Annotated in this window: 19 protein-coding genes, 1 pseudogene and 1 other annotated feature; of the genes and pseudogenes, 8 read left to right on the forward strand and 12 right to left on the reverse strand. The window is 35.6% G+C overall.

Going from position 1 to position 22,916, the window contains the following annotated elements; all coding sequences use genetic code 11:
* Positions 1-3,123 (forward strand): hypothetical protein, encoded by a 3,123-nt coding sequence (locus tag ACQKNZ_RS01785; protein WP_427657719.1) that lies wholly within the window; start codon positions 1-3, stop codon positions 3,121-3,123.
* Between the two features lie 164 nt (positions 3,124-3,287).
* On the opposite strand, the gene ACQKNZ_RS01790 is transcribed toward ACQKNZ_RS01785, so the two are convergent.
* Complete coding sequence (locus ACQKNZ_RS01790; protein WP_427657721.1) at positions 3,288-4,325, reverse strand: PTS transporter subunit IIC; 1,038 nt, start codon at positions 4,323-4,325, stop codon at positions 3,288-3,290.
* 561 nt (positions 4,326-4,886) lie between these two features.
* A complete protein-coding gene (locus ACQKNZ_RS01795) occupies positions 4,887-5,624 on the reverse strand; it encodes a metallophosphoesterase family protein (protein WP_340862472.1) in 738 nt (245 codons plus the stop codon).
* Between the two features lie 205 nt (positions 5,625-5,829).
* On the opposite strand from ACQKNZ_RS01795, the gene ACQKNZ_RS01800 reads away from it, so the two are divergent.
* Positions 5,830-6,945 (forward strand): hypothetical protein, encoded by a 1,116-nt coding sequence (locus ACQKNZ_RS01800; protein ID WP_144540032.1) that lies wholly within the window; start codon positions 5,830-5,832, stop codon positions 6,943-6,945.
* 63 nt (positions 6,946-7,008) lie between these two features.
* Positions 7,009-7,652: pseudogene (locus tag ACQKNZ_RS01805) on the forward strand (SMI1/KNR4 family protein).
* Between the two features lie 293 nt (positions 7,653-7,945).
* Here the strand turns inward: ACQKNZ_RS01805 and ACQKNZ_RS01810 are convergent.
* The 4 genes from ACQKNZ_RS01810 to ACQKNZ_RS01825 form a co-directional block, all read right to left on the reverse strand.
* Positions 7,946-9,004 carry a sensor histidine kinase gene (locus ACQKNZ_RS01810; RefSeq protein WP_427657724.1) on the reverse strand — a complete coding sequence of 353 codons (1,059 nt, stop codon included), beginning with the start codon at positions 9,002-9,004 and terminating at the stop codon, positions 7,946-7,948.
* Positions 9,001-9,687, reverse strand: coding sequence for a response regulator transcription factor (locus tag ACQKNZ_RS01815; RefSeq protein ID WP_427657726.1), 687 nt, complete (start codon positions 9,685-9,687; stop codon positions 9,001-9,003). Before ACQKNZ_RS01815 ends, ACQKNZ_RS01810 begins: the two co-directional genes overlap by 4 nt.
* Before the next feature lie 34 nt (positions 9,688-9,721).
* Complete coding sequence (locus ACQKNZ_RS01820) at positions 9,722-10,279, reverse strand: class I SAM-dependent methyltransferase (RefSeq protein WP_427657728.1); 558 nt, start codon at positions 10,277-10,279, stop codon at positions 9,722-9,724.
* 314 nt (positions 10,280-10,593) lie between these two features.
* Positions 10,594-11,280 carry a TVP38/TMEM64 family protein gene (locus ACQKNZ_RS01825; protein WP_427657730.1) on the reverse strand — a complete coding sequence of 229 codons (687 nt, stop codon included), beginning with the start codon at positions 11,278-11,280 and terminating at the stop codon, positions 10,594-10,596.
* A gap of 124 nt (positions 11,281-11,404) precedes the next feature.
* Between ACQKNZ_RS01825 and ACQKNZ_RS01830 the strand changes: the two genes are divergently transcribed.
* A complete protein-coding gene (locus ACQKNZ_RS01830) occupies positions 11,405-12,142 on the forward strand; it encodes a class I SAM-dependent methyltransferase (RefSeq protein ID WP_427657732.1) in 738 nt (245 codons plus the stop codon).
* Here ACQKNZ_RS01830 and ACQKNZ_RS01835 read toward each other — a convergent pair.
* A complete protein-coding gene (locus ACQKNZ_RS01835) occupies positions 12,139-13,344 on the reverse strand; it encodes an MFS transporter (protein ID WP_427657734.1) in 1,206 nt (401 codons plus the stop codon). The genes ACQKNZ_RS01830 and ACQKNZ_RS01835 overlap by 4 nt on opposite strands.
* 63 nt (positions 13,345-13,407) lie before the next feature.
* Positions 13,408-13,667, reverse strand: a binding site (T-box leader).
* A 103-nt stretch (positions 13,668-13,770) separates the two neighbouring features.
* Here ACQKNZ_RS01835 and ACQKNZ_RS01840 point away from each other — a divergent pair.
* From ACQKNZ_RS01840 to ACQKNZ_RS01855, 4 genes are all read left to right on the forward strand, one after another.
* Positions 13,771-15,021 carry an erythromycin esterase family protein gene (locus ACQKNZ_RS01840; RefSeq protein ID WP_427657736.1) on the forward strand — a complete coding sequence of 417 codons (1,251 nt, stop codon included), beginning with the start codon at positions 13,771-13,773 and terminating at the stop codon, positions 15,019-15,021.
* Between the two features lie 165 nt (positions 15,022-15,186).
* Positions 15,187-16,671: a D-alanyl-D-alanine carboxypeptidase/D-alanyl-D-alanine endopeptidase gene (gene dacB / locus ACQKNZ_RS01845; protein WP_427657738.1), complete on the forward strand. Its 1,485-nt coding sequence runs from the start codon at positions 15,187-15,189 to the stop codon at positions 16,669-16,671.
* Positions 16,672-16,790: 119 nt separating this feature from the next.
* Positions 16,791-17,366, forward strand: coding sequence for a TetR/AcrR family transcriptional regulator (locus ACQKNZ_RS01850; protein WP_186318226.1), 576 nt, complete (start codon positions 16,791-16,793; stop codon positions 17,364-17,366).
* 100 nt (positions 17,367-17,466) lie between these two features.
* Positions 17,467-19,563 (forward strand): MMPL family transporter, encoded by a 2,097-nt coding sequence (locus tag ACQKNZ_RS01855; protein ID WP_427657741.1) that lies wholly within the window; start codon positions 17,467-17,469, stop codon positions 19,561-19,563.
* A gap of 92 nt (positions 19,564-19,655) precedes the next feature.
* Here ACQKNZ_RS01855 and ACQKNZ_RS01860 read toward each other — a convergent pair whose 3' ends face one another.
* The 5 genes from ACQKNZ_RS01860 to ACQKNZ_RS01880 all read right to left on the reverse strand — a co-directional run bounded on the left by ACQKNZ_RS01860 (position 19,656) and on the right by ACQKNZ_RS01880 (position 22,733).
* A complete protein-coding gene (locus tag ACQKNZ_RS01860) occupies positions 19,656-20,390 on the reverse strand; it encodes a polysaccharide deacetylase family protein (protein WP_427657743.1) in 735 nt (244 codons plus the stop codon).
* Between the two features lie 250 nt (positions 20,391-20,640).
* Entirely contained in the window at positions 20,641-21,210 is a 570-nt protein-coding gene (locus ACQKNZ_RS01865) for a manganese catalase family protein (RefSeq protein ID WP_144540007.1), read from the reverse strand.
* Positions 21,211-21,225: 15 nt separating this feature from the next.
* Positions 21,226-21,492: a spore coat protein CotJB gene (locus ACQKNZ_RS01870; protein WP_144540005.1), complete on the reverse strand. Its 267-nt coding sequence runs from the start codon at positions 21,490-21,492 to the stop codon at positions 21,226-21,228.
* Entirely contained in the window at positions 21,489-21,707 is a 219-nt protein-coding gene (locus ACQKNZ_RS01875; RefSeq protein ID WP_144540003.1) for a spore coat associated protein CotJA, read from the reverse strand. Before ACQKNZ_RS01875 ends, ACQKNZ_RS01870 begins: the two co-directional genes overlap by 4 nt.
* Positions 21,708-21,827: 120 nt before the next feature.
* The gene (locus ACQKNZ_RS01880; protein WP_427657746.1) at positions 21,828-22,733 is read right to left on the reverse strand and encodes an AEC family transporter; all 906 of its coding nucleotides are present in this window, start codon (positions 22,731-22,733) and stop codon (positions 21,828-21,830) included.
* Positions 22,734-22,916: the final 183 nt, after the last annotated feature.

Below are 22,916 nucleotides of genomic sequence, written 5' to 3' on the forward strand. Positions count from 1 at the left end.
ATGAAACGATTTTATTTAGTTTGTGTTATTATTCTCTTCATCTTACTTCTACCAATTATTCTTTGGTTTATAGAGCCAGCTAATAAGATGAGTATAGCTATCATAGATAAAACGGTACCAGATGAGTCTTATCGAGAGCATTTAGGGCTTACTTGGCTATTGAATCATTTGAAATATTCAAATGGCAACGATGAATATGATGCTACATCAGACTACTATGGGTATATACCAAACAAAAAAGAGGGGCAAACACGACAATTACCCAAAGATTACTCAAATTATGACGTGATTTATTTGGCAGATACTTACGGTGTCTATGAGGGTAGCAATAAGGTGTATGGAGGACTTGAGCAAGAGGAATGGAATCATATTCTTGAAAGACTAAATGATCAAGAAAAAAGCTTGTTAATTGCCGAGTTCAATACTTTTGCATATCCTACCGAGCCTAAAGTTAGAGAGAGTATAGAAAATTATCTAGGACTCAATTGGACTGGGTGGACAGGGCGATATTTCGCAGATTTGGACCCAAAAAGCAATGAAGAGATTCCTAAGTGGATGATTGACGCCGTAGAAAGTTGGAACTATAAAGGCGGAGGTTTTGTTTTAGTAAATGACAAAAATGAAGTTTTAGTTTTAGAAAGTGATAAACATTTTGGGGAGAAAGGAATTCAAGTAGCCTTAACGGAGACTGGGGAATCAAAGTTTGACCTAGACCAAAGTACAGATTACCAATATTGGTTTGACATTGTCCTTCCCAAAGAGGGTGCAAAGGTTTTAGCTAACTATCAATGGGATCTAACAGAGGCTGGTAAGAGTTTACTAGAGGAGCACTCTATACCTATAGAGTTTGCAGCAGTTTTGGAGAAAACACATTCGCATTCTTCCAGTTATTATTTTGCAGGAGATTTTAATGATGTTGCAAAGGTACCGTCTTTTTATCAGCTGAAGGGTCTTTCTCATATCTATAACTTAGCAGAGAGATTTGCGGAAAATGCTTTTTATTGGTCCACATATTTTCCTATGATGAAGGTTATATTAGAAGACTTCGATACAAGTGAGGAAACCGTAATGGAAACTGACTTACGCTATACCGCAAGAATTCAGGGTGAGACATTTGAAGTGTTTGAGAATGACAAGTGGACTCCTTTAACAGTCAAGGGAGTAAACATTGGTATGGGAAAACCAGGCTACTTTCCAGGTGAAGCTGCCATCACTGAAGAAGAATACTATCGCTGGTTTGAACAAATAGGTGAAATGAACGCGAACATGGTACGTGTTTATACACTGCATCCACCAGGCTTTTACAATGCCCTAAAACGCTATAATGAAGAACATGACAATAAAATCTATGTGCTACACGGGGTCTGGATCAATGAGGAAAAGCTCGAGGAATCATTAGATGCCTTCGATGAAGAAAATTTAAAAGATTTTCAAACAGAGATGAAGACCATTGTGGATGTTATTCATGGAAACAAAACAGTGAAGGAAAGGGCTGGTCATGCTTCAGGTGTATATACTGCAGACGTTTCTGAGTATATCGCCGGATGGGTGCTTGGAATTGAGTGGTATCCCTATATGGTGTTAAATACGAACGAGAAGTATAGCTCCTTAGGAGAATATAGCGGTACATATTTTGAAACTCAGGGAGCAAAGCCATTTGAATATTGGCTAGCGGAGCAAATGGATACTATCGTTAAGTACGAAAAGGAACGTTATAACTGGATTAGACCTATGAGCTTTACAAATTGGGTGACAACAGATATTTTAGATCATCCTGCAGAACCTGCTGAGCAGGAAGACTTAGTAGGAGTGGACCCAAACGTAATTTATACTAAAAATGAAATGAAGCTAACTAACCAATTTGCTTCATATCACGTATATCCTTATTATCCGGACTTCTTTAATTATGAAGAATCTTATCAAACTTTTGTTGACCATCGTGGAGAATTTAATAGCTATGCTGCATATTTAAAAGAATTGCATGAGGCACATCGTCTCCCTGTTTTAATAGCCGAATTTGGGGTGCCCGGTTCGAGGGGGCTAACACATAAAAACCCATTTGGGTGGAATCAAGGATTCCTTTCTGAAGACGAGCAGGGAAAAATAATTAGCCGTCTATTTGAAGATATCATGGCAGAGAAGCTACTAGGTGGTTTGGTTTTCACCTGGCAGGATGAATGGTTTAAGCGAACTTGGAATACAGTTGACTATGATAATCCAGATAGACGCCCTTATTGGTCTAATGCTCAAACAAATGAGCAACAATTTGGTTTGTTAAGTTTTGACCGACATAAGGTAAAAGTGGATGGAGAAACGGATGAGTGGGAAGTAGAGCCTCTATATAAAAAAGAAGATGGAAGCATCAACTCCTTATATGTGGACCATGACGAAAGGTACCTTTATCTAAGGCTTGACTATGAGACTAAAAATGATGGATATCCTATCTTCCTTTTGGATATTGTTCCTGATCAAGGGAATACAAAGATTAACGGTATATCCGATCTTTCTTTTAATAACGGCATAGATTTCATACTAAATCTTAAGGAAAGTGAATCTAGACTGTTGGTCGATAAATATTATGATTTTTTCTCGTATCAATATGGTCATGTTTTAAATTTACTTAAGCCAAAGCCAAGTACCACTTCACTAGATAGCGGTGAATTTGTAGTAGAGCAGTATGCCTTAAACAAGGAATTATACTTGCCTCAACAAAATACTACACTTCCCTTTGAAGCCTATGAAGCTGGTAAGCTGAAAAGAGGTAATGGAGACCCAGAAGCCGACGATTATGATTCTTTGGCCGACTATTATATAGCGGACGGTAAGATTGAGCTTAGAATCCCCTGGCTATTAATACGTGCAAAGGATCCAAGTCAAAAAGAGTTTACTGGTGATTTATATAGGGACGGAATAGAGGCAAGCAAGTTTGTGGATGAAATATATATAGGAGCCTTATTCATGGACAAGCAGGACAGTATTCAAGATACGTTGCCATCCATGGAAGCTGGCAAGTTGCAGACTTTGAAAAGCTATAAATGGGATAACTGGGATTTACCAAAATACGAGGAACGTTTAAAAAAATCCTATTATACAGTCCAAGACTTGTTTGATAGTTATAAATAAATAAAGAGAGATAGCATAATCGCTATCTCTCTTTTTATTTTTTAGTCATAAACGTTAGTAGATGTCTGATTCAAATAGGATAGCTCTTTATGATTGAAAAATAGTATGATGCTGATAGGAGTTTAATTCTAATTAAGTCACACAAAAAATCCTCGTACGTACACCTATTCAAAATCTAGCTTGTAATCCTGTGATTTAATCATTTTCAGCTTACGAGAAAACAAATATATCAACCCAATATTTAATGCAATGGGAAGAATCAGAAAAGTACTCAGCATAATTGCAGTATTCTCTAGGTTCCATCCGCCCTCAGATAGATTTATGTAATTTAAAGGACCAATAAGACCAGATAATCCAAAGCCGGCACTCATCGGTGTACCTTGTATATTTAAAGCTCCTGCTAATCCACCTAGGATGGCAGCTGTTATAATCATTGGAAAAACAATTTTAGGCTTCATAAAAAAGTTGCGCATTTGTATTTTAGGAGAACCAAGCACGTGTGCTAGTGCAGTACCTAGGTTATTTGCTTTGTAGCTAGCAATTGCTAGGCCGACACCTGTGGCTACAATCCCTAAATTAGCTGCCCCAGAGCCAATTCCAGATAGCATAATGACAGTTGCAACACCAACAGTTGATATAGGAGATAAAATGATAAGACAAAATGCAACTGCAATTACTGCTCCCATAACAACTGGTTGTAAGGTTGTAAGATAAGCGATGCCATCACCTAATAAGCCTGTTGATTTTTTCATGAACGGCAATAGATTGTAACCAATCAAACCTGGAAACAAAATAGTTAAGGTAGGGATTAAAAGAATCGCATAAGCTTTCAGCTTATCTCCGATAAATTTCACAAATAATACCGCTAATGCAGCTGTTATACCTGTGTTCAATACCACTCCTATACCACTTAAGGCAAACAAGCCATCTGCTGTTTTTGTAATGGCCCCGCTTCCAACCATAGCAGCTAAGCCAACGCTAGCTGTTTGAATAGGAGTCAGCTTAAAGGTCATTCCAACCATCACCCCAATTAAAATAGAAAGCATACTCATTAGATATACAGTTATATCGAATATTGGCTGTAAAACAGGAAAGTGTGGAATTAACAATTTTAGCATTTCGCCTAGCAATGCATTTGGTATTAGGGCCACCACAATTCCAATACTCATACCAGTAAGTAGTTTACTTATAAAATCTTTCATTATCGCTGTCTCCCATCCTTACAGATTGTTGTTAATTATAAGAACTATTCAGAATAGGGTCAATACACTTTACTGATTTAAAGTGAAAAAGTGTTAATGAGTATCATTAAAATACTATTACTTAACATTTAATTGATATAATCAAAGGTGAATTAAAAATAAAAAGAGGCTCGGACAAAATTCACCTTAGAAATTCAAAAGTCCCGAAATTTACTATTAGTAATTTCCGGGACTCTTTTCTACTACTAAATCGTTGTTCTCCGCTACAGCGGACGCTTTCCTGGGGGGACGAGTCGAGCCTGTAGTCTCTCCCACGCGCGTGTCCCCTAAGAGTCGCCGCCTATGCTCCGAACAACTAAAATTCTTTGATATCAAGTGAAAACTGTATATAATCTCAGATATAAAAGAGAACATCTTTAGTTAAATTAATATTTACCAAAACGGAATTCATTCAGAACGAGGTATCCTTATAGTTATGGATTAGTACAAGAATTAACTCACTGCCTCTTTACTTAGCTTCAAGGGAATTAGTGTTTAAAATATAATTTGTAACATGAGCGCTTATTCTCCTACATAAAATAATTTAAAAAGTATTTCTCTTTGGGGAACGTCTAGCAACTTAAATTTTTCCAGAAATTTTCTTTTATCATAATTTACATGGTGAATAGTAACAGTTGTTTTGCCAGTTGAAACGTCAATAATTGCATATGGAGCAGTGCTTCCTTTTGATACTCCGAGAGCTCCTGGATTTAAATAAATCTGCTTGTCATTTGAGAAAAAATGTTCAGGATGATGATGTCCAAAACAGATTATGTCTGCGGGATATGATTTAAACATTTTCTCCATGTTTTCTAATGTGGCATCTAAAATGGTGTAAAAGGGCTCATCCTTTATATGGGCGAATCTCTTTTTTTCTTCTATATGATAATGAATGCCGAGAATATGCACTCCATTTATATCTTTTTCAAGAATACGTGGAAGATTCTTAAGTCTGTCTGCATTTCTATCGCTTAATTGGTCAGCTATCCAATGATGATGTTCGCGAGTATGCTTATAGCTATCTGGATGACCTTCTCCTATTTTGAGCGATAGTACAGCCTCATCATGATTACCTGTAATCATTCGGATATCCGGTCGAGAAAATAAAAGATCTAGCACTTCGTTTGTATCTGGTCCCATTGCAATCATATCGCCCAAGCACCAGATTTCTTCTATATCTGATCTTGCATCAATATCCTTTAAGGCGGCTTTCAGTGCAAGTCCATTTCCATGGATATCTGTGAATATGGCAATTTTCATAGCTACTATCTCCTATATTTACATAAATTTTTCCTTCTTTTTTATTATATCAAATAGAGATTAGGGGGCATTTAGCATTCATAAAAGAATTAAATAAATTGACCGAAAGGGATATAGAAAATATGTTAAAATAAGTATAAACGAATTTACAGAATTTTTAAATATAGAGCGCTGATTAGCAACTAAGGTGGGGGGATAAAGTGATATGAAATCTAAATTGATAATTTTAGGAGTAAGCCATGCATATCAGCTAGTTTCAAGAGAATGTCAACCTGCCGTTTATCGTGCATTCTTTGATCGAGTAAAGCCAGATTTAATAGGAATAGAAAGAAGTCCTGAAAAATTTGCCCGATTAGACTTTCAGGATTTTACTTATGAGCAGCAGGAAATTATTTTACCGTATGCGCGACAAAGGGGAATACCTGTTTTTCCCTTTGATTGGAATGCCTCCCCAAATGATCAACAATTAGCACTCGGTATAAATGATATTGACCAACCAGCATTTGTCAGAGGAGAAAACTCTTTTAAGAAATTTGTATCTTTTCCTAACTTAAAAGAAGACTTCTTTTATTCCGAAAGAAAAGAAGTCATTAAACAGATGAATGAGTGGATTCAAACGAAATCATCAGGGGAAAAGGATTTTTCAAGAAGACTCTTTCAGTATAGAACTTATATGCAGGCAATGAGTATTAAAGCCATAGCCAAAGAAAATGCAGGTAAAACATTATTAATCATTGTTAACCACCTACACAAGAACGATATAGAAAATATATTATTTAACAATCCATCCGTTGAGATTATCCAACCTTCCAAATTTGGCTACCCATCAGTAGAGGAAATCAAAGAGCATATAGAGGTAAAGGATGCGTTTGCTATTTGTTCCTTTAATATTTTAGGCTTGCAGTCAGACTATGGAGTAGATGTAAAGTGGGTAGAAGAAAACTTAAACATATTAAGAGAACATGATTATACAAGTGAAGTAAAGCTAATAGAGACTAAATTAGAGCTATTAAAGGAAACAATTACGGAATCCGAGGCGATAAAAAGATACATTGAGCTTGAGAAGGAGTTAAACTACTACCAACGCTTTACCTACACAGGGGTGAAGGATAAATCGAGAATAGATTCTTATTTCGATCCCTTTGGTAATTTATCTGTAAAGAACCGATTAAGAGTAGAACTTGGTAAAAACTTTTATAATATAAAGCAAAAAGATAAAGTTCAGGTTTTAAAAGAAGAAATATTAAATATGAGTAGCTTAACCATTTTTCAAGAAAGACAGCTAGAGGCCTATTGGAGTATGTATATTTCAACCATTTAAAAAGATAACCCTTTCGTTTATATAACGAAATGATGATAGGATGTTATTACTTTGAATGATTTAATGTTTAATTCCTTTCTACAAAAAGAAGACATTGAAAGGAACTTGAAGCAAATCAATTTAGAGTATGAAAAAATTAAAGACTATGAGACTTTGATGTATTCTTTTTTGAACAATTAGGTAAGTATCAAGTGGGCTATAGTTTCGATTTAGATGGAAATTCTCTTATAACCGGTGAAGAGGATTCCTGGGATGATAACTGGATTGTTATTGCTTATGAAACGCTGTGCGGTGATCTAATTATTATAGATTTAAATCAAGAAGGTTACCCAGTGTCATTATTGTTGCACGGATTAGGGAGTTGGGGAACTGGTAGTTTCCTTGCGAATTCAATGGATTCATTCATAAATATTCTAAAAGAAATAAAATGTTTTCTTGAAGAAAAAGAATTATTATTAGGAAAGCAATCAATAAAGGTAAATGATGTAAAATCACTATTAGCAAAAATAATAGCAAAAAATAATTTCTCTGATTATGAGATATGGGAGTCATTATTAAACCCTTTGTTCATTATTGCCGAAGAATATGAAGAAGCAATGGTGTACAAGGTGAGAGAAATGAAAACAGCTGGAAAGAAAATCACTGAAATCTCTTCTTTACTTAATATACCGCCTAAAAATGTATATGAGTACATGAAGAAAAATTAAACACTACATTCAAATAGTCAAAAAGGGACAACAAAACTTAATTGATTAGTTAGGATAGATAAAACCATTAAATTAAAAAGGCTATGTTAAAGTTAGATTTAAAAATGTTCATAAATAATGAGCTGGGATATGTATCTCCAAGCTCATTTTACTTTACTAAGGCAACCGTTAGTCTAAGTGCGTTCTTTCACAATCCAGTTTAACTATCTGGAAATCAACTTTTCACCATTCCATTTTAATAAATCCACTAAAAAAATTCCAATAATATACAGTTTGCCGTTTCCCATAAAAAATTATTCTTTAATGATATTTTCAATTGTAAAGGTTAACCAACCTTCTCTATAATTAGCCTCAATCGTTCCACCATGAAGCTCTATAATCCTTTTAGATATGGCAAGTCCAATACCAGACCCTCCATCTTCCTTCCTTGCCATATCTCCTCGATAAAAGCGTTCAAATAATTTATTTACGTCTTGTACTGGTAAGTTCTCTACTTGATTGGATATAGTAAAAATAGCTTTAATGCCAACTATATGAAGATCTACTTTTAATATAGAGGGTTTCTTGCTGTATTTTATTACATTCATTAGAAGATTGTCATAGACACGCACCATTTTTTCAATATCCATAGATACGTGTATATCTTCTTCAGTTATCGATTTTTGAATGTCCAGTTCTTCCTTTTCTAAAATTGGCATGTACTCTCCTAATATTTGTTCTAATAATCCGCCTAACTCAACTTCAGTAAAGTTTAATTTTAGATCAGGACTTGTAAGTTTGGTGTATTCAAATAGTTCATTAATAAGTTTGCTGAAATTTTGTGATTTAGAATAAATGGTTTCCAAATAATCATATAATTGTTCGTCATCTCTATATTCTTTTTTTCTCAACAAATCTACATATCCAATGATAGAAGTTAAAGGTGTACGCAAATCGTGAGAAATATTTGTAATAAGTTCATTTTTTGCACTCTCTATTTGCCTCTCATGTTCGAACTTACTTTTCAACTCTTTTGACATATAGTTGATATTTTTAGCAAGCTGACTTAACTCATCATTTCCCGTAATTTCAATAGTAGTACCTAGATTTCCATTTGCAATGGTTTGAACACTATCTGTAATATGTTGAAGATATTTTATTTTTCTACGAATCATTACTAAAAGACTTATAATAAAAGTTAAGATAACAGTAGTTATCCAAATAAAATAATAGATAGTTATCCCAATAAAATTAGGTTTTTTTAAAAAAATATCCATGACATATAGTATAATATTACTAACAATTGGGACCGAGATAAAAAAGCTTATTGCTATTGCTGTAAGGAGTTGAACGCTTAGCTTTTTACTCCTCATATTTTATACCCCACTCCCCAAATGGTTTTGATGTAAATAGGATTTTTCGGATCATCTTCAATTTTGAATCTAATTTTTGTAATATGAACCATTACAGTGTTATCAGATTTAAAGTAATTCTCTTTCCAAACAGCTTCATATATTTTCTCGACGCTTAGAACAATGCCCTTATTACGTGCGAGAAGTTCAAGGATATCAAATTCTTTTGGTGTAAGCCTTACTTCGCTACTCTTAATCCATACTTGGCGAGTATCTGTATTTATCGTTAAATCAACAATTTTAATAACACTCTTATTACTTTCTGTTTCAATATTATATTTTTTATACCTTCTGAGTTGAGATTTGACCCTGGCTATTAATTCTAAGGGGTTAAACGGTTTGCTTAGATAATCATCTGCACCAGAAACTAGCCCTTTAATTTTATCGATATCCTCGGATTTAGCTGATAGCATGATGATAGGCATATTACGTGCTTCCCTAATTTTCAAACATGCCTCGATTCCATCCATTTTAGGCATCATAATATCCAAAATAATCAAATCATAATTAAGGGCTTCCAATAATTCCAATGCTTCTAGGGCATCGCTCGCCTTGGTTATTTCTAGCCCTTCATTTTCTAAATAGATGGAAATTAGATTTCTAATTTCTAGATCATCATCAACAATTAAGACCTTTCCATTCAAATCAATTCACACCTTCTATAAGATTCTCCATATGTTAATTACTACAACCGAATACATATGCTGGGGGAATATTTCTATACTCACGTGTTATATTAATATGCTTAAAATAGTGACCAATAAGTCCTTTCTTAAATAACGTATATTGGAAAGTAATAAAAATTCCATTTTTCCTTAACAGATTTTTCGTATTAATTAATATATCTCTTGAGACTCTTTTGGGCAAACTTGCAAAAGGAAGACCAGAAACTACATAATCTAGATATGGGATATTAAATTCCTTTGTATACTTATTGATATCCTCAGCAGAACCATGAATAATAATCAGATTCCTTTCGTACTTATACCTTTCTTCTAATAACATACAAAACTCTTTATTGCTCTCAATCAACATAACAATCGTAGGTTCAATTCTGCTTTTAATAATCTTATTTGTAAAAACTCCTGTACCCGGACCCAATTCTACGATGTATTTTGCATTATGGAAATCAATACTATCTACCATTTTATCCGCAAGATAATTTGAACTTGGCAAGACTGCACCAATCTCCCTAGGGTTTAATAAATATTGAAAAATAAAATTGAAAGCTTTCATGTACACTATCACTCCATAGGTTTGAATTTTCTACGGCTTTAGAATACATTTCAAACCTAAAGAAACAGTAGGGAAAATACTTAAGAATCCTTAAGATTTTTAAAGTACATAGTGATTAGTTTTATTAGATGTTGAGAAGTTGTCATATTACCATTTTACGAAACAACTTCTACCTTTACCTTTAACAGAGCCATTAAAAAAAGAGGGTGGCCGGAATATTAGTCACAGCCATCCTCTTTTTAAGTTTTTTGAAAATGTGTAATAAGAAGACCCTATGTTGCAAGAGAAATTGTGCTTTTCTTATGCGCGTATGATTACTCACTATTTTCAGACTCAGCAAGTGGCTTTCGTTTATGCTTTATGTGCTTAAATACGTAATATAAGGCAATAGATACAAATATAATGCCTAAAATCAAATATTCATCTAAATCTGCAGACAAAATTCCAGCGGGGATTAGAGCAAGCACAAAGAAGTATATGAAATTACCAACTGTTGTTGCGATGGTAAAAGGAAAAATTCGTAAAGTACTTAGCCCACCTAATATATTCACAAGGCTTGTTGGAACGAAAGGAAACAGTCTAGCTTGAAAAACGTAAGCAAATCCATTTACGTCTACTTTTTCAATTACTTTTGTATTAAACTTATGAATAATCATACTTTGGAAAATGTATCGAACTCCATAAAAAACAATGATGGAAGCAATAACACTAGTAAACCAGCTCCATAAAAATCCGTTTATAAAACCAAATAAAGTAATATTAATCGTTATAACTAAGATTAGAGGAAATACAGTAAATGAATTTTGAATAAGCATGACCAGTCCCATAAAAAATAAGGCATAGCCAATGTTTTTGTCTAAAAATTCTTTTGCTTTATCTACATCTCCTTTTAAGAGAATATTGATTAGGTCTTGGTTAAATAGGAAAAAGAATAACAGGAATAGAAATCCGCCTACTAGTATCCATTGTTTTTGTGAGAGATTTACTTTTTTCTTTTTCATAACTCACCTGTTTCTTTCTAAATTGAAATAAACCTTATTTTATTCCCTCATCGTACCATTTTCTGCTCGTTATCTAAACTTTGATGTACCGCTATTTTACTAAAATTATTGGGAGGTTATTGTATTGTCACATAAAGGGTCCGATGTTTATAATCAGCCAGATTTTTTTTCGAATTATTTAAATAGAAGAGGTCGACCGGATAGTCCAAATAATGCAATTGAAGGACCAGTTATGTTTGAGCTAGTAGGTAATTTTAAGAATAAGTCCATATTAGATTTAGGCTGTGGTGATGGTTTATTTGGTAAGGAATTATTACGAGATGGGGCAGCTAAATATACAGGTGTTGAGGGATCCAGTAAAATGGCAGATGCTGCGACAATAAATTTAAAAGATACAAACGGAGAAGTGATTTTAAATACAATGGAATCCTATTCTTACCCGGAGAACTCGTTTGACTTAGTTACTTCAAGATTTGCTATACATTATGTGTCTAATATAAATGAGTTATTCCGTTCTATACATAAGAGTCTAAAGAATAATGGAAAACTAGTGTTTAGTGTCCAACATCCTCTCACGACCTCTTCCTTTTTAAGCAAGCAAACAGGAGAGAGACGTGAGAATTGGATTGTGGACAATTATTTTATAGACGGTGAAAGAGAAGAACCTTGGATTGATCATGTTGTGGTGAAATTTCACCGCACAATTGAACAATACTTTACAGCGTTACGTGAAGAAGGCTTTACTATCCTGGAATTACGCGAAGGTACACCTAAGCGTGAGCACTTCTCGAGTGAGGAAGAATTTAAGAGAAGGCAAAGGATACCTGTTGTATTAGCCTTTTCCTGCGTAAAAAATAGTTAAATGTTATCTATTATCTTTTGGTTAGAGAACTTCCATACAACAGTTAATAGATAGCATGACACGATGAGCATGAGCAATGAGCCGCCAATAACAACAGCTTTGACAGATATCCAGCCTGCGAATATACCAAAAAGCAATACTGCAATCATTTGAACGAAGCTGGAAGCCATTTCATATAAGCTTGAGATTCTTCCCATCATATTAGAGTCGATATGAGATTGTATAAACGTCATATAACCGGTATTGGCTATTGAAAGAAAAAATGACAAGATCAGAAATCCGAGACTTGCAACAAAATAGGTAGTAGAAATACTATAAATAAAATATCCAGTTGCTACTAAAAGTGTCCCAACGCTCATTAAAGCTTTAGGTGAAAGAAATCTTACTAATAGATTCGTACATATGGCGCCTAATAGAAAGCCTACCCCTCCTATGCTTACAAGTGAGCCATAAGCAGCGTCCGTAAGGGAGAGAACCTCTTTAGCAAATGCAACTTCTGTAGAGTCTAGTGCAGCAGTCAACAGCATTGTTCCTTGGAAAGTCATATAAATTAAGAAAAAGGGTAATGATTTTTTACTGAACTTCCAAACTAATAACCAATCTTCTCGCACCTCTTTTAAATCGAGGTGTTTTTTTGCTCCTATTGTAGCATTGAGTTTATTGGGCAAGAACGAAGTCCATATGCCGCAGCAAATAAAAATAATAATATTTATTAATAGAGAAAACTCAAGTGGGGCAAGCATAAATAGAATCCCAGCTAGGAAGGGACCCGTCACAAAGGCACCTGAATGAACAAAGCTTAGCAAGGCATTAAATTTGTTTCGCTCCTCTTCTGGTAGCAATAAAGTCATATAAGTAAATGAGCTTGTTTCAAACATAGCACCAGCCATTTGAATAAATAAAACCATCACGTAGATTGCCCATAGCGAATCGACCAAGAGCAATGACCCTACAAGAAGGGCTCGTAGTAAATCTAAAAATATCATTAAATGCTTTGTAGATACTCGGTCGATTACACTTCCAGCCCAAGGCCCTATTAACATACTAGCAAATGGTTTAATTATATATAATCCAGTAACGGCTAATACAGACCCGGTTTTCTCCAAAATAATTAAATTGAGGGCAAGTAAATAAATCCAGCCTCCAATGTTTGCAAGCCCCACTACACCTAAATAGAGTGTTCTTGTTTTTCGATTACTCATTTATATTCCTCCCGACATGATAATTATTTACAAATAAAAAAATCCCACCCCCAAGACGTTTGTCTTGGGGACGAGATTATCATGTCGTGGTGCCACCCCAGTTTGTTCCATTGTCACCAATGGAACCTTTTCAAGTACGGCATAGAATATGCTTATACTTTAGCTCTATAACAGGAGCACCCGTCACATCATACCCCGTATAGAACAGGTCCTATGTGAAGCTCAGAGGCTTGTTTCAGTAATTTCTTCTTCATCCCTTTTCAGCTACGGGGACTCTCTTTGGAAGACTTTAAATTACTTACTCTTCTCTTCGTCGCATTTAATTTACAATATCATACCATAAATTCGTTTAATTTCTACTTAGAATTTAAAATGGAATAAAATAATTTTAGATTACTCAAACTTTATGGGAGAGGAGTGCTTTTATTGAAGAATTTAAAGGAGTCTATTCAAAGGTATGCTTTACCACTATCTATGAATGAGGACTTTAACCCTCTTTTAGAGGCAATTGGGGAAGCTAAAATTGTTTTACTTGGAGAGGCGAGTCACGGAACCTCGGAATTTTATAAAGTAAGAGCAGAGATTTCCAAAAGGTTAATAAAAGAAAAAGGTTTTACGTTGATAGCAGTTGAGGGGAACTGGCCCTCCACCCAGCAGGTTAACCGATTTGTAAAAGGTTACAGTAAATATTCCAATGTTAAAGAAATGCTCCAGTCTGCATTTGAACGATGGCCAGCTTGGATGTGGGCAAATGAAGAAATTACAGAATTTACGGCATGGTTAAGGACTTATAATGACAATAAGGTTAAGGAAGACAAAGTGGGATTCTATGGAATAGATGTCTATAGTCTATGGGAATCCTTAGATGAAGTCATTCGTTATTTGAAGGAAACCGATCCAAATGGAGTGGATCTACAATTTGCTCAAAGAGCCTTTTCTTGTTTTGAACCGTTTAACGGTCATCCGGAAACGTACGCGCTATCGACGTTAGATATTTCGGAAGCTTGCATAGAAGAAGTGTCAAAGCTTATCAAGTCCATTAGGGCACATGAAGACAATTTTAAAGACGAGGAAGAAAATGACTTAAATTTAAAGATGAACGCTATGGTTGCACAAAATGCAGAGGAGTATTACCGAGCGATGGTTCGAAGTGATAACCTGTCTTGGAATGTGCGGGATGAACATATGGTAGAAGCAATCAATGAAATAATGGATTATGACGGAAAGAATGCAAAAATAATTATTTGGGAGCATAATACGCATATTGGTGATGCTTCAGCTACAGATATGAAAGATGCAGGTATGCTAAACGTTGGTCAAATTCTTCGACTTCAAAATAGAAAAGATAACGTATTTGCTGTGGGATTTGGTACTTACTCTGGAACAGTTGTTGCAGCAGATGAATGGGGTATTCCGTACAAAAAGGAAAAGGTTCCCCCAGCACGAAAGGATTCTTGGGAGGATGTACTCCATGAAGCAGGAGCAGAAGATAAGATGCTGATCTTTAATGAAGAGAATCGTTATCTGTTCAACCAATGGATCGGTCACCGAGCAATTGGAGTAGTGTATAACCCTGCATTTGAAGCATATGGAAATTATGTGCCCTCCAAAATAAGTGAACGGTATAATGCGTTTATTTATTTGGAACATACTCAAGCTTTAAGGCCTTTAGATTAGGGTGAGAAGAGTAGGAGACTTTACACCGCTTCTTTTAATATCTAGAACTTGAAAAGTTAGACTATAGGAAATTAGACCGTATTTTTGTAATATATTATATTTTAACTTATTATCTTACAATTACGTGTTAAACTAACAGAAAATAGAAAAGATGGAGGTAGAAAAGTGCTGGTTTGGAAAAAACTATTTTTCACAATAGTATCTATCATGTTACTAGTAAGCGCTGTGTTAGTGCCAACTACAGCTTCTTCATCAGTAGAGGCTGCTACATCCTATGCTAGTTTAACGAATAAATTAAATACGATAATGGCAGATACCCGCATGAAGAATGCAACAACTAGTATTACGATTAGAAAAGCATCGACTGGAGAGGTTATCTATGAGCGAAATGGGGATAAAGGCATTACTCCTGCCTCATCCTTAAAATTATTAACTGGCGCAGCCGCTTTGGATACTTTAGGTGAAAATTTTCAATTTTCTACTGCTGTATTAATGGATGGAAAGATAAATAAGGGTACCTTGCAAGGTAATCTTTACTTGAAGGGTCAAGGAGATCCAACGTTATTGAAGAGCCATTTTGACAATTTTGCCGCTGGTTTATCTAAAAAAGGTATTAAACACATTTCAGGAAATCTAGTAGGTGATGACACTTGGTATGAGAGTGTTCGGTTGTCTGCTGGTATTTTAGCAGAGGACGTGCCTTATTATTATGCAGCTCCTATTTCTGCGCTGACCTTATCTCCAAATGGAGACTTTGATGCGGGCTCTGTGATTGTAGAAGCGAAACCGACTAGCAATGGAAAAGCTACAAGAGTAACCTTAACTCCAAATACAGGCGTATTACAGGTCGTCAACAGATCCAAGACAGTACCAAAAGGAAATAAAAATACGTTAAAAATTACTCGTGAAGTGGGAACAAACAAAGTTATTGTAACAGGGAATTCTCCTATTGGGACATCCGGATCTAAGGAATGGATTGCTGTAAAAGACCCAACGATGTATGCTTTAGATATTTTCAAGCGATCTTTAGCTGAAAAGGGGATAAGCCTAAGCAAGAGTACTAAATTAGTGAAGGGGAAAGCTCCAGCGAGCGCAAAAACTTTACTATCTAAAAAATCTCAGCCTTTAAAAGATTTAATCGTTCCATTTATGAAGTTAAGCAATAATGTGCATGCAGAGATTTTAGCTAAGGAAATGGGTAGAAAGGTTTATGGTGAAGGAAGCTGGGACGCGGGCTTACAGGTAATGCGTGACTATGCATTTTCAGTGGGGATAGACGTTTCTAAATGGAAATTCGAGGATGCCTCTGGGTTATCATACTCTAACAAAATTACATCTAGCGAGCTTTCTCATTTGTTATACGTGATTAGAAAAGAGCCTTGGTATAACACGTATTACAAGAGCCTACCTATTGCTGGATCTAAGGATCGATATGTTGGGGGAACATTACGCTACAGACTAAATACAGCCCCTGCTGCAGGAAATATCATGGCGAAAACAGGAAGTCTTAAAAACATTAAAGCACTTGCTGGCTATGCCAAAACAAAAGACGGAGAACTACTCATATTTACCGTACTAACAGAAAACAACAAAACAAGCACAATCCCTTCCATCGACCAAATTGCAACAGCCATAGCAAACCATAAATAACTAGATTACAGCAATGTTGCAGGTGCCTGGCACCTGCAACATTGCTGTAATCTTTTTGTGTGTATGTTTATGCTAATAGAATTTTGTAATATACTGAAGAGAATAGTGAGGTGTTGGATGTGGCTCGTGAGCGAAAATTTACAGATGAGCATCTTTTTCAGGAAACAAAGGAACTAATTATCCATGATGGTTATGAGGCTTTTACTTTTAGTAAGCTGGCTTCTAGGTTGAAGGTTTCAAGAGGAAGTATTTATAAGTATTATGAAAATAAGGATGAACTTATCTCAGAGTTTTTAATGTATGAAATGGCTAGATTTTTAAGTGACTTTGAAAAATTAAATAAAACGGCAGATTTTCCAACTCAATTTAATGAGTTAATTGATTTTATTTTTACGCAAAGTAATATTTATGGTGTGTTGGAAATCATCGGTCAAATCCCGGCACCTACAACAAAGCGAGCATTGAATAATAAATCTAAAATAAGCGAATACTATATTAGTATGTATCAGCAATTTGAAGGGTTTATTGAGCTGGGAAGAAAAGAAGGAGTTATTAAAGAGCATTTGCCTACGGCTATTTTGTTGGGGATGATCTTTCAAATTATTGCTATTCCTAATCATTTTAATATTCCAGAGAAAGAATGGATTGGTTCTATCAAGGAAATTTTAAGTAGTGGGATGTTCAAGCACGATTAATTGACAGGAAAAGGATAGAAAAGGATAATGTAAATGAAAATGTTTTTTTATTCAAAGTGACACTAGTGTCACTTAAATAAGCTAGTAGGGAGTGGAATTGTTGAAAAAGTTACTAGGAAGTGTAACAGATTTTGTGACCACTAAAAAAGGGATGTGGACCACAATTGGCGTATGGCTAGCCATCACAGTCTTACTGACTGTATTTGCACCTAGCGCAGGAGAATATAAAGTATCAAGCGTAGCGTCTTTACCGGAGGATGCTCAATCAGTAATTGCACAGAATCATATTGATGAGCATTTTAAGGATGCGGAAAGTCTTCCGGCCATTCTGGTGTTACAATCTAAGGACTCAGAAATCGATGTTGCTGCACTTGGGGAAGCGTTGGATAAAGTAAGTGCTGCAAATATTAATGGTGTTAAGGAAGTTGTTCCTTTTAGTAGCCTGCCACCTCAAGCTTTAGCTGGATTCTTTTCAGAGGATAAAAGGACAGCAGTTGTGCCATTAAACTTTGTAACGTCTTTGGAAACGGCTGAATTAGAAAAATCCTTAGAAGATATTAGAGACATTGTTTCTGAAGAATCTGGGACAGAGGTATATATTACTGGACCAGCAGGTATTGCTGTAGACACAACTAATTTGTTTGAAAGAGCAGATTTAGTTTTAATTTTAGCAACTGTTGGTATCATATTAATTCTTTTAATCGTTATTTATCGTTCTCCATTGTTAGCAATTATTCCATTATTGGCTGCAGGTATTGTGTATCAGGTAGTTAACCAATTGCTTGGTATTTTGGGAGCTGGTGGTTTAGACTTAGCAGTCCAATCCGTATCGATCATGTCTATTCTGCTATTTGCAGCAACCATAGACTATTCTTTATTTGTTTTCTCTCGTTACCGAGAAGAACTAAAGAATTACGATAGTAAGTTTGATTCGATGAAGTGGGCTATGAGAGAAACAGGTATTCCTGTATTCTTCGCGGGTGGAACTGTGCTTGCTGCAATGCTAGTATTGTTCTTTGCGAACTTCGGAGATTATAAAAACTTTGCTCCGATTTTTGGTACAACAATGTTTGTTATTATGTTTGCTTCTGTAACATTAATCCCTGCATTGTTCACATTATTTGGTCGTAAATCATTCTGGCCACGCATTCCTAAATACGGGGAAGGGGAAGAGAAGGTCAATAGACTATGGAGCAAAATTGGTTCATTCGTTGCAAAGAAACCAATAGTAGCTGCTCTTATTATATTAGTTATTTTAGTTGTTTCGGCTTTAAATATGTTCAATCTGAAATACGAATTTGACACGATGAAGTCATTCCCAGCAGATATGCCATCACGTCTGGGTTATGAAATTATGGAAGAAGAGTTTGCTAAAGGTGATTTAGCACCAACTACTGTACTTTTTGAATCAAAGGAAGAAGTTACAGAGGAAGTTCAAGCCAGCATTCTGGAGCAACTTCAAAAACAAGATCGAGTTAGCTCTGTACGTCCAACAGGTGTATCAGAGGATGGCTTAGCAGTTCAATATCAACTAACCTTTGAGGAAAGTCCTTATTCTACTGAATCAATGGATGCTCTGGAAAAGATGGTAGAAGAGAAAGAGGATATTGTTTCATCTATAGATGCTAACGGCGAGTTATACTTTGCAGGAGAGACAGCTTCTCAAGTGGATGACCGCGCTGTAAATGATCGTGATTTAATAGTTATTGTAGTACTAGAAACTATCCTAATCTTCATCCTATTAATCGTATTAACTAAGTCTATTAAGATGCCTATTTATATGATGGGAACGATACTTTTATCATTCTTGGCTGCATTAGGTTTAGGGATGTTCTTATCTAATTTATTCTTTGACATTGATACGATTAGTAACCGTGTTCCGTTGTATTCCTTTGTATTCTTGGTCGCGCTTGGTATAGATTATAATATTATTTTAATCTCTCGTTTCTTAGAGGAAAGACAGAAGCATTCTGTGAAGGAAGCTGTTCAAATAGCTGTGGCGCACACAGGTGGAGTAATTTCCTCGGCTGGTATTTTATTGGCAGCTACATTTGCTGTGTTAATGACTCAGCCAATACAATTATTATTCGTCTTTGGATTCATAGTAGCGGTAGGTATTATACTCGATACTTTCTTGATTCGCGGTATTTTACTACCAGCATTAATTGTTTTGTTTGAAAAGGATAAAAATAAATAAACTAAGAAAAAAGCTTGAATCATTAGTTATTTAATGATTCAAGCCTTTTATTTTTGGAGTAGAAAAGGTAATTGTACTCATACTAGGTTTTATTAGGGGTTAGCAGGCATAGTGTAAATTTCAATAAGTTCAGAAACTGTGACAAATTTATAACCCTGTTGTTGAAGCTCTGGTAGTATTTCCTCCAACGCTCGGATGGTTTGTGAGCGGTCTCCTCCTGAATCATGAAACAAAACGATATTCCCTGGCTGAACTCCAGACAATACTTTTTTTACTATCTTTTTGACACCTGGGGTTTTCCAATCCTCCGTATCTTGATGCCAGGACCACATGATCACCTTATAACCTTCATTTATCGCTGTATTAATAATTTTATCGTTATACTGTCCACCTACCGGTCGATAAAAGATTGGGTAAGTACCAGTAATGTCGTGAATAATATCATTCGTTTTTTTTAATTCTTCCTTTAACCTTGCAGGGGAAATGCTTAATGGGTGGGTATACGTATGGTTGGCAATCTCATGGTTCTCTTCCCCAATTCTAGATACAACTTCCGGATATTTTTCAGCTCTTTCTCCAATTACAAAAAAGGTAGCTTTGGCATCGTATTTTTTCAGTAAATCTAAAACCTGCGGAGTGTATGTAGGATGTGGCCCATCATCAAAGGTCAAAGCAATGACTTTTTCATCTGTTTTAATCTCCCAAAGGACATAACCCTTTTCTTCGTAATATGGTCGTCCCTTATCCTTGGCAGAAGTAGCGAAACCAATACCAATACCAAAGAACACAAGGAATACTACTCCAACTTTAATGACTAATGATTTCATCTCGCTATATTCCTCCTTGCCATTCTAATTGGGCGGAAGTAATACATTATCCTTCAAGTTATTGTTGCCTAAGCCAAACTGAATATACAAACCAAGCTCTCCCAAAAAAATACAGAAGTATGATCAGATGCAGGAATGTTTCTAGTTTTAGGAATGTTACAGGTGCCTGGCACCTGTAACATTCCTAAAACTATAATTAGCAAAAATAAAAGGCTTAGAAACTAGAAAACTAGTCGCCAAGCACTTTAAATTAAAATATCTTTTTCCGGTCTCGCTCTTCTTTAAGTATCTCCACAGATTCTCTAAACCGTAAGGAATGAATGTTTTCTCTTTCTCTTAAGAATCGAAGAGCATCATTAATACCAGGGTCATCTGAGATATCAATCAGCCATTGATAAGTTGCACGGGCTTTTTCCTCCGCTGCTATATCCTCATATAAGTCAGCAATTGGGTCTCCCTTAGATTGAATATACGTAGCAGTAAAGGGAACACCACCAGCATTTTCATAGAATAAAGAGTGTCCATGATTCACAAAATGAGCTCCTAAGCCTGCTTTTTCTAATTGTTCAGGAGTAGCATCCTTTGTCAGCTTATAAATCATCGTTGCAAGCATTTCTAGATGAGAAAACTCTTCCGTAGAAATATCTGTTAGAACACCTATTACCTTATCAGGAACAGTATATCGTTGATTCATATATCTTAATGCAGCAGCCAGCTCTCCATCAGCACCGCCATATTGCTCCATAAGATACCTAGCAAGCATCGGATTGCATGTGGTTACCTCAACAGGATAAAGCAGCTTTTTCTCATAAACCCACATTATTTATCCCCTTTCTTAAATTTGCCATGGCCATGGAGTAGAGTTCCATCGCCAGCCAACCTCTAATGCCTGCTTGGAGGGAATAGTATTTAATGAAATTGGTCCATATTGTGCTTCATATTTCTTTCTGACAGCAGCTGCATTTTTTATAGCTTCTCTCCATTGTTCTAGAGCATCCATATCATCCGGATGTGTATCTGTGTAAAGTGTTAGTTCCACAACAACAAAGTCCATTTGTTGAACCTGTTTCAATAAATTCCATTGGTGATCGCTGGACGTCAAGAAATTCCCTCCTCCCTATAAAATCCATCAACAAATTGTGGCCATAAAGAACCTTGCTTTAAAGCTTCTGCTGGTGTATTTTGCGGCAGTCCTGGTGGTTGAAAATTAGTAAATAGCTGTGGAGGAAGTACAAATTTCTTAACTAAAATAGGAGGGCAAGGGTCCCGTGGAGAAACGTATGGCTTATAACTACCTCGAAATTGCCAATTTTCCATCTGTTATCACTCCTTCAAATTAACCTATGAAAAACAAATCCTATTCATACTTGAAGGACTAGCAATAATTTATAGAGTTCTATTATTACAGGTGCCAGGCACCTGTAATAATAGAAGGAATCATATTCCTAGGAAAAATAGTGTTAATGGGATAGTGATAATGCTTAGAATGGTAGTGATAAAGGTCATAAACGAAACGAGATCCGGTTCGGTGCCAAACTGTAGGGCGAGGAGAGTTGTGTTGGCAGCAGTTGGCATAGCTGATTGGATAATAAACACGGTTTTATATAATTCATCTAAAGGCATAAATGAAACAATTACTGCTGCAACTAAAGGTGATACTGCCATACGTATAATGGTCGCTGCTGATACCAAACGATACGCTACCTTCTTTTTAGAAATAACGGCAAGCTGCATACCTAATACAAGCATAACTGTAGGGATAGAAGCGTCCGCGGCAAGGCCAACTCCCTCCATTACTGCTTGAGGAACTGTTATATCTACTAACTGGAGTAAGATACCGAGTGCTGAAGCATAAGCCAAAGGCATTCTTAACACTTTATAAATAGCCTGTTTACATGTAGCTTTTTCCTCTCCACCTAACGATGCAAAGAATATTCCGATCGTATTAATGATTAACCCGTGGAAAACCATAATTACGACAGCATAATCAAACCCAACTGCTCCTAAAGCGAATAGAACTACAGGAGCCCCATAATTACCGCTATTCGGAAAAACGCTTCCTAAAATCAATGCGGACAACTCTGAACGCGTAGTTTGCATAAAAAGAGAAGACAACCAAGCGATTAATAACAGAGAAAATGTTAGTCCAAGACAAGCGATAAGAATATATACATAATCTATGGATAGCTCGTGTGTATAAAATGTTCGGAAGGCTAAAAAAGGAGACATCAAATAAAGAGCGGCAGAGGAAATAGATTTAATATCAAATCCTATCAACCGTTGTCCTATAAAACCAATAGAAAATATAATAAAGACCGGCAAAATTATTAAAAGCAAATCCATTCTATTATCACCCCAAATATTATTACTATTGTTACAGGTGCCAGGCACCTGTAACAATAGTAATAAAAAAATATAAATAAGTTCGATATCCGTAATATATAAAACTATATCATTTGTTGAATCTTTTTTCTGAAATAATTAAATGATGAGGAGCCAGGTTTTCTTTAGCTAAGCTTTTAGAAA

Source organism: Psychrobacillus sp. NPDC093200, from assembly GCF_050280345.1.
Classification (GTDB): Bacteria; Bacillota; Bacilli; order Bacillales_A; family Planococcaceae; genus Psychrobacillus; species Psychrobacillus faecigallinarum.